We start from the raw sequence: 8,045 nt of genomic DNA, 5'->3' as shown, positions 1-8,045 counted from the left end.
AGCAGCCGCGCCACGCCGTCATCCTCCTACGGCAATCGCAAGCCGATCACGCTTTCGACCAAACCGCTGAGCACCTTCTCGCCGGTCGAGGACGAGCTCGATGAGGAAGATTTTGCGCAAGCCGTAACGGCGTGAGCTGATTGATCTCTGTCATTCCTGCGAACGCAGGGACCGAGAGTTCCGGTCGTTGATTGTTCTTGAGATGTTTGCTGCCTGCGATCTATCGATAGATCACGCGGTATGGGTCCCTGCGTTCGCAGGGACGACGATTTGAACCAGCACCGCCAACCCATGCCTGCGCCGCGCCATGTCGCATTCGGCATCGCCGGGCATGCAGGACCGGCAGACTTCGGGCCGCAATGCGTAGATCCCGCATGCGGTAGCGACACCGACCTTGCCGGATAGCGCGGAACAGCGGTCGCCGTCGCAGCGCATTCCCGACAATCGGTCGTTGACGAATTTTTCCGGAATGAGATCGAGCGCCGCGTCGTCCTCGATGGTGAAACGGGGCCAGTTCGACGAATACGAACAGCACGCGCCGCAGGCCTGGCAAGGGCTGTCGGCGTGCACGGCTGGATCGCTGTTCTCCATGGCTTCGTTTGGCATGGCTCGGTTTAGCGCGGAACGGGGCGAGCGGCCAGCCACATGCGATCCGTATCAGGTGTCGCTCGGAGGCTCCCAGACCAGGCTCTGGCGCCATTTTGCCCGCAAGGCGTCGCGGCGCTCCGGATATTTCTCGTCGAGATAGACCGCGTCGATGACACGGTCGGTTCGAAAGCTGCGAAAATCCTTGCGCAATTCGCACCATGCCGCCAACAGCCGCACGGCTTCGAGATAGCCGATCGCGATCGGCCAGATGGTCCGTTCGCTGTCGCGGCCGTGTTCGTCGCGATAGCTCAGCGCGATCTTCTTGCCTTGGTGGATTTGCGCGCGCGCCCGCGACATGTCGATGCGGTCGGGTTGCCTGTTCCAGGCCGAGCGGGCGCGGCTGGCCGGCTCGAGCACGAAGGGCCGCAGCCGTTCCGGCACGGTGTCGGCAATCTTCGCCATCAGGTCCGCGGCGGCTCTGGCCAGCACCGGATCGGCATGGCCGACCACCCATTGCGCGCCGAGCACGGCCGCTTCGATTTCGTCCGGTGTCAGCATCAGGGGCGGCATGTCGAAGCCCTTCTCCAGGATGTAACCCATGCCGGCCTCGCCGCGGATCGGTACCCGCTGTTCGATCAGGGTTGCGATATCGCGGTAGATCGTGCGCTTCGAAGTCTCGAGCTCGGCCGCGATGGCGTCCGCGGTCAATGGCTTCCGGTTGCGCCGGAGCACCTGAATGATCTGAAACAGCCGGTCCGCTCGTCTCATGGCGAATCTCTATTGGTGATGCGGCCTTGCCGATGCTGACAGCAGGTTGGCAGCAGGGGGTCAGTATACCGGGACAACACTCCAGCAAAGAGGATTTTGTCCATGATGATTCTGTACGGCCTTGATCTCTGCACCACGATGTTGCCGTTGCTGACACCACGGTGGCAGCAGGGGGTCGATAGCCTGAAGCGACTCTTCAGAAAATCGGGAGCCTCGACATGATTACGCTGTATGGCTTTGGCGCCGGTTTCGGCCTGCCGGAAATCAGCCCGTTCGTGACCAAGACCGAGGTCCAGCTGAAGATGGCCGGGCTCGACTATCGCAAGCGAAAAGCCATGCCGCCGGCTTCTCCCAAGGGCCAACTGCCCTATATCGACGATCAGGCCGAGACCATTGCCGATTCCACCTTCATCCGCGCGCATATCGAAGGCAAATACGGCTTTGATTTCGACGCGCCGTTGAGTTTGCAAGCGCGTGCGCAGGCCTGGGCGTTCGAACGGATGATCGAACACCATGTCTACTGGGCGCTGACCGGCGCGCGCTGGGTCGACCCTGAGAATTTTGCCAGGGGGCCGGCGCACTTCTTCGACGCCGTGCCGGAGCACCAGCGCGAAAGGATTCGCGAAGACGCGCAATTCCGTGTCGCCGAGAACTATTTGCTGAGCGGGCTCGGCCGCCACGCGCCGGACGAGGATGTCGACCTCGCGGTGCGATCGCTGTTTGCGCTGTCGGTGCAGCTCGGCGACAAACCCTATTTGATGGGGGATACGCCTTGCGGCACCGATGCCACCGCCTTCGGCGCGCTGGCCGGGATCCTGACACCCTACTTCAACTCGCCGCTGCGCGAGCGCACCGAGCATTTCGGCAATCTGACAGCGTACGTCGACCGGATGATGCTGCAGTACTATCCGGATTTCGTCTGGGGGTCGCAGCGCGAGGCGGCGTGAGGTTTATCGCGACGGGACGAGTCCCCCCTTCAGCGCCGCCAGTTCCGCCTCCAGTTCGGCGATCCGGCCATCGCGCGCAGCCAGCGCTGCCGCCACGTCGGCGGCGTCGAATTTCTGCGGGATGTGCTGCGGGCAATTGGTGTCCCATGCCGAGACCTTGAAGAGGACGACTTGTTCGGGCCGCGCCTTGTAGCCGGCGGGCATCAGCGAGGCCAACAGTGCCGGATCGTCATCGACGACGCGGGCCTCGCCCCAGATCTTGACGCGGCGGCGATGCGTATAATCCATCACGAAGATGTAGGCTTTTGGATTTTCCGACAGGTTTCCTTGCGTGATGTATTGCCGGTTGCCGCTGTAATCGGCAAACGCCAGCGTGTTGTTGTCCAGAATTTTGACAAAGCCTTTCGGGCCGCCGCGATGCTGGATGTAGGGCTGGCCGTCGGCGGTACTGGTGCCGAAATACAGGCTGTTGGTTTCCGCCAGGCGCGCGGCGAGGTCTTCGTCGATTTCGGTACGCCAGCCGCCGCGTTGCTCGACATGGGCATAGGCGTCGCGCGACCCCTTACGCGCCTGAATCGTCTTCACGGCCGGCGTGAACGCCACGTCGCTGGAGTAGGTATGGGTATCGGACATTGAAACCTCCGGCTTGTCCTCGGCGGCGAAGCGCCGTTTTCGTTACGCAAGATGGACCTTTTCAGAAATTCAACAATCATCCGAATTGACACTTCATAATTGCAGCTTATGAAATAATCCCGATGGATCGCATCGACGCTATGCAGGCCTTTGCCGCCGTGGCCGACCTCCGGGGCTTTGCTCCGGCGGCGCGCAAACTCGGGCTGTCACCGTCGGGGGTGACGCGGCTGATCGCGGCGCTGGAAGATCGTCTCGGCGCCCGGTTGTTGCAGCGGACGACGCGATCGGTGACCCTGACCGATGTCGGCGCGCGCTATCTCGAGCGGATCAGACCCATCCTCGCCGACGTCGAGGAAGCCGAGGGCGCGGTCGAGGGCGAACGTATCAGGCCGAGCGGGCGGCTGACGGTCTCGGCGCCTGTCGGGTTCGGACGCCTGCACGTCAGTCCGGTCATGTCGGGCTGGCTGAAGCGCTATCCCGAGGTGACAGGCGAACTGCGGCTCTCGGACCGCATGATCAACCTGGTGGAAGACGGCGTCGACCTTGCCATCCGGATCGGTCACCTCGCCGATTCCAGCCTGGTCGCTCGCCAGGTCGGCGAGATGCGGCGGATCGTGGTGGCGTCCCCCGGCTACCTCAAGACGCGCGGCGAGCCCGGGACGCCGGCGGCCATCGCGTCGCACGCGACCATCCAGTTCGGCGCCACGGCCGCATTGCCGGACTGGCGTTTTGTCGAAGCCGGTCGCGATATCCGCGTCGCCTGCGCGCCGCGATTCCTGACCAACAGCGCCGACGCCGCGATCCAGTATGCCGAGCAGGGCGGCGGCCTCACCCGGGTGCTGGCCTATCAGGCCGCCGACGCCATCAGGGCCAGCCGGCTGAAGATCGTGCTGGCGAAGTTCGAGCAACCGCCGCTGCCGATCCACATCGTCTATCCGACCTCGCGGCTGTTGTCGGCCAAGGTGCGCAGCTTCATCGATCTCGTGGTCGAACTCAGCGACTGGCAGTTCGGCTGAGCGCACCGTCATTCCGGGACGCGCGTTAGCGCGGACCCGGAATCCCGAGATTCCGGGTTCGACGCTGCGCGTCGCCCCGGAATGACGATCATCTCTTCTTCGGCACCACGCGGAAGGTCGCATTGGCGCGCGCGATCACGGCGTCATCCGCTTTGACGACACACTGCGCGAAGCACAGCGTGCTGCCGGTCTTGATGACGTCGGTCTCGACCGCGAGCCACTGCCCGATCTGGGCGCTGCTGACGAAATCGATTGCCATGCTGACGGTCACCAATGAGTAGGCGCCGCCCATCTTGTGGCCGCAGCTGTGTCCCATCGCCTTGTCGGTCAGCGCGGCAATCAACCCGCCATGAGCGAACCCGCGCGCGTTGGTATGGGGCGTCGCCAGCCGAAGCCCAAGGATAACAGCGTCAGGAGTCTGTTTCGAGTAGATCGGTTCCCAGGGATCGGTCAGCGGACTGGGTCGGGACTGGCGCTCGAAACCATCGGGAATATCGGTACTGGTCATGCGGTGCTCCATCCCGCCATTGGACGTGCTTTCGTGGCGAATTGCACGGCCTACAAAGTTTAAAACGGGATTTGGGCGGGTGTTTGAAATGGGGAAAGCGCACTGAAGCAACGATGCTCCAGCAAATACCCCCTCATCCTGAGCAGCCGCGCACTTGCGCGGCGTCTCGTAGGATGGGCTGCAGCGAGGGCTCTCATGGGTTCGAGACGCGCGAAGACGCGCTCCTCACCATGAGGGATCAAAACTAATACGGCAGCCCCACGTAATTCTCCGCCAGCGATGCCGTCGCCGCCTGCGATCCCACCAGATAATCCAGCTCCGCCACCTGAATCCGTGCGCCGAATTCGCCCTGATCGGGAAACTTGTGCATCATCGCGGTCATCCACCACGAAAACCGCACCGCCTTCCAGACCCGCGACAGCGCCTTGGCGGAATAGGCGTCGATCCCCGCGGAGGATTTCTCGTCGTAATATTCGCGCAACGCTTGCGACAGGAAACGCACGTCGCTTCCGGCGAGATTGAGCCCCTTGGCGCCGGTCGGCGGCACGATGTGGGCGGCATCACCAGCGAGGAACATCCGCCCGAACCGCATCGGCTCGGCGACGAAGCTGCGCAACGGCGCGATGCTCTTTTCGATCGAGGGGCCGGTGATTAATTTGTCGGCCGCCTCCGGGTCCAACCGCTGCTTCAATTCATCCCAGAACCGCTCGTCCGGCCATTGATCGACATGGTCGTCGAGCGAGCATTGCACGTAGTAGCGGCTGCGCCGCATCGAGCGCATGGTGCAAAGCGAAAAGCCCCTGGCGTGGTTGGTGTAGATCAATTCGTGGCTGACCGGAGGCGTATCCGACAGGATCCCGAGCCAGCCGAACGGATAGACCCGCTCGAAAGTCTGGATCGCCGAAGGCTTTATGCTGGCGCGGCTGACGCCGTGAAATCCGTCGCACCCGGCGATGAAATCGCAGGCGATCTCGTGGGCGATGCCGTCCTTGAGGTAGCTCACGCGCGGACGGTCGGTGTCGAAGTCGTGTGGCGTGACGTCGGCGGCTTCATAAACCGTGGTGAGGCCGGCCGCCTTGCGCGCGTCCATCAGGTCGAGCGTCACCTCGGTCTGGCCATAGATCATCATGGTCTTGCCGGTGGCGGCCTTCAGGTCGATGCGGTGGCGCTTGCCGCCGAAGGCGAGCTCGAAACCGTCATGGACCAGGCCCTCGCGGTGTGCGCGCGCGCCGGCGCTGGCTTCATCGAGCAGGACCACGGTTCCTTCCTCGAGCAGGCCGGCGCGGATGCGGCCGAGCACATAGTCCGGCGACTGCCGCTCCAGGATGACGTTGTCGATGCCGTAGGCGTGGAGCAGTTGCCCGAGCAGCAGCCCCGCCGGCCCCGCGCCAATGATGACGACTTTTGTCCGCAAATGCTGCTCCCATGGTCTAATGTAAGTTGACATGCCGACGGCCGCGGCGGACTTGCAATGATAATTATATCATATAACAAATTTGGCAAAGGGATCGTCGATGCGAAATCAGATATGCCGCGCGCCGCAGTGCAAGAGCCCTCGGGATTGATGTACAGCGGCCTAAGCAGGTTTCCGACACCTTGTCCGGCTTGAAAAACCGGGCGCACTATATAACATGTTAAATAAAAAGACCGGGTACCCGAAGCCCGCCTTCATGCTGAAAGGGAGAGAACGTCCATGAGAAAAGCGTTTTTGGCGTTGCTGTTGGCTGCCAGCGTGACGCCCGCGCTCGCGCAGGAAAAGGCCTTCGAACTGAAGCTGTCGCACTGGGTGCCGGCGTCGCACCCGCTGCAGAAGGCGCTGGAAGACTGGGGCACGGCGGTCGAAAAGGAATCCGGCGGAACCATCAAATACAAGGTCTATCCGGCGCAGCAACTCGGCAAGGCCTTTGACCATTACGACATGGCGCGCGACGGCATCGCCGACGTCACCTACATCAACCCGGGCTATCAGCCCGGCCGCTTCCCGATCATCGGCGCCGGCGAGCTGCCGTTCCTGATATCAGACGCCAAGGGCGGCTCGATGGCGCTGGACGCCTGGTACCGGAAATATGCCGAGAAGGAGATGAAGGACGTCAAGTTCTGCCTGGGCTTCATCCACTCGCCCTCCACCTTCCATTCCCGCACCAAGAAGATCGTGGTGCCGGATGACATCAAGGGCATGAAAATCCGCCCCGCCCACGCCACCATGGCGAATTACGTGACCTCGCTCGGCGGCACCAACGTGCAGTCCTCGGCGCCGGAAGTCCGCGACATCATCGAGCGCGGCGTCGCCGACGCCGTCACCTTCCCGTGGGGATCGGTGCTGCTGTTCGGCATCGACAAGGTGACCAAGTATCACATCGAGGCGCCGATCTACGTCACCACCTTTGCCTTCGTGATGAACAAGGACAAATACAGCCAGATGTCCGACCGCCAGAAGAAAGCGATCGACAACAACTGCAACACCGAGGCCGCGGGCCGCGTCGGCGGACCGTGGGGCATCTATGAAAACTCCGGTGTCGAGAAGATCAAGGCGCTGCCCGACCACGAAGTCTACAAGCTGACCCCGGAGCAGACCGCGCTGTGGAAGAAGGCCTCCGAGCCGCTGATCAAGACCTGGGCCGACAATGTCAAGAAGACCGGCGGCGATCCGGATGCGGCGATGAAGGAGCTTCGTGCCGAGTTGACCAAGAACAACGCGCTGGCGCAGTAAGACACTCGGTGCCCTCCCTCTCCCGCTCTTGCGGGGGAGGGCTGGGGTGGGGGTTTCGCGGCGATTTCCACTGTTCCGGTAGAAAGAGGTTCCCCCACCCGTCACGCTTCGCGTGCCGACCTCCCCCGCAAGCGGGAGAGGTGCAGTGAACTTGCGGCGGCGGATCGGTTCAACAGTAAGCGATAGGAAATTCCCGACATGAAGCGCGCTTCGATGGATCGTTTCATCAATACGATCGAGTGGATCGCGGCGGCATTCGTCGGCATTGTCGCCGCCAACATTTTCATCGCCGTGCTGCTGCGCAACATCTTCAACTATTCGATCCCCGATTCCTTCGACATCGGGCGCATGATGCTCGGCATCCTGATCTTCTGGGGGATCGCGGCGACAAGCTATCGTGGCGGGCACATCACCGTCGACCTGGTGTGGGCCAATGTCGGGCCGCGATACCAACGCTGGATCGACGTCTTTGCCACGCTGGTGCTGCTGTTCGTGGTGGCGGTGCAGACCTGGACGCTGTTCGACAAGGTGCATGGCACCTACAAGGATAATGTCCTTACCTTCGACATGGGCATGCCGACCTGGCCGTTCTTCGCGGTGGCGTGGGCCGGCGACGCCGCCGCGGTGTTGCTGATCGCGATCCGCACCTGGCGCCTGATATTCAGCCCGGAACTGATGCACGACGATCCCAAGATCAAGTCCCTGGAGTAGGCGGCATGAGCACCGACGCTGTCGCCATCCTCGGATTTGTCGCGCTGTTCGCGCTGATGCTGCTGCGCGTGCCGGTGGGCATGGCGATGGGCCTCGTCGGCGTCACCGGCTTCGGCTACCTCGTCGGCTTTTCCCCGGCGCTCAAGATGGTCGGCCAGACCTCG

The 8,045-nt window shown here is 62.7% G+C and carries 9 protein-coding genes and 1 pseudogene; 5 read left to right on the top strand and 5 right to left on the bottom strand.

From position 1 onward, the window contains the following. Window positions 1-231 precede the first annotated feature (231 nt). Together Q8N40_RS09210 and Q8N40_RS09205 are read right to left on the bottom strand one after the other, a co-directional pair. The gene (locus Q8N40_RS09210) at window positions 232-606 is read right to left on the bottom strand and encodes a YkgJ family cysteine cluster protein (protein WP_305711606.1); all 375 of its coding nucleotides are present in this window, start codon (window positions 604-606) and stop codon (window positions 232-234) included. 51 nt (window positions 607-657) lie between these two features. Further along, window positions 658-1,356, bottom strand: a complete 699-nt coding sequence (locus Q8N40_RS09205; protein WP_305711605.1) for a YafY family protein — start codon at window positions 1,354-1,356, stop codon at window positions 658-660. A gap of 218 nt (window positions 1,357-1,574) precedes the next feature. On the opposite strand from Q8N40_RS09205, the gene Q8N40_RS09200 reads away from it, so the two are divergent. After that, on the top strand, window positions 1,575-2,303 hold the full coding sequence (locus tag Q8N40_RS09200) for a glutathione S-transferase family protein (protein ID WP_305320405.1): 729 nt from the start codon (window positions 1,575-1,577) through the stop codon (window positions 2,301-2,303). Between the two features lie 3 nt (window positions 2,304-2,306). Here the strand turns inward: Q8N40_RS09200 and Q8N40_RS09195 are convergent, their stop codons facing one another. Continuing rightward, a complete protein-coding gene (locus Q8N40_RS09195) occupies window positions 2,307-2,936 on the bottom strand; it encodes a pyridoxamine 5'-phosphate oxidase family protein (protein WP_305711604.1) in 630 nt (209 codons plus the stop codon). 122 nt (window positions 2,937-3,058) lie between these two features. On the opposite strand from Q8N40_RS09195, the gene Q8N40_RS09190 reads away from it, so the two are divergent. After that, window positions 3,059-3,952: a LysR family transcriptional regulator gene (locus Q8N40_RS09190; protein WP_305711603.1), complete on the top strand. Its 894-nt coding sequence runs from the start codon at window positions 3,059-3,061 to the stop codon at window positions 3,950-3,952. A gap of 88 nt (window positions 3,953-4,040) precedes the next feature. On the opposite strand, the gene Q8N40_RS09185 is transcribed toward Q8N40_RS09190, so the two are convergent. Both Q8N40_RS09185 and pobA read right to left on the bottom strand, forming a co-directional pair. Further along, a complete protein-coding gene (locus tag Q8N40_RS09185; RefSeq protein ID WP_305711602.1) occupies window positions 4,041-4,460 on the bottom strand; it encodes a PaaI family thioesterase in 420 nt (139 codons plus the stop codon). A 244-nt stretch (window positions 4,461-4,704) separates the two neighbouring features. Beyond that, entirely contained in the window at window positions 4,705-5,874 is a 1,170-nt protein-coding gene (pobA, locus tag Q8N40_RS09180; protein WP_305711607.1) for a 4-hydroxybenzoate 3-monooxygenase, read from the bottom strand. Between the two features lie 279 nt (window positions 5,875-6,153). Between pobA and Q8N40_RS09175 the strand changes: the two genes are divergently transcribed. From Q8N40_RS09175 to Q8N40_RS09165, 3 genes and pseudogenes are all read left to right on the top strand, one after another. After that, complete coding sequence (locus tag Q8N40_RS09175; RefSeq protein WP_305711601.1) at window positions 6,154-7,170, top strand: TRAP transporter substrate-binding protein; 1,017 nt, start codon at window positions 6,154-6,156, stop codon at window positions 7,168-7,170. 198 nt (window positions 7,171-7,368) lie between these two features. Beyond that, complete coding sequence (locus Q8N40_RS09170; protein WP_305711600.1) at window positions 7,369-7,881, top strand: TRAP transporter small permease; 513 nt, start codon at window positions 7,369-7,371, stop codon at window positions 7,879-7,881. Window positions 7,882-7,886: 5 nt separating this feature from the next. Continuing rightward, a pseudogene (locus Q8N40_RS09165) lies at window positions 7,887-8,045 on the top strand (C4-dicarboxylate ABC transporter permease); the annotation flags it as partial.

Source organism: Bradyrhizobium sp., from assembly GCF_030693485.1.
In the GTDB taxonomy this organism is placed as follows: domain Bacteria; phylum Pseudomonadota; class Alphaproteobacteria; order Rhizobiales; family Xanthobacteraceae; genus Bradyrhizobium.
The sequence above is the reverse complement of the archived record's forward strand: the minus strand, read 5'-3'. Positions and strand labels throughout refer to the sequence as shown.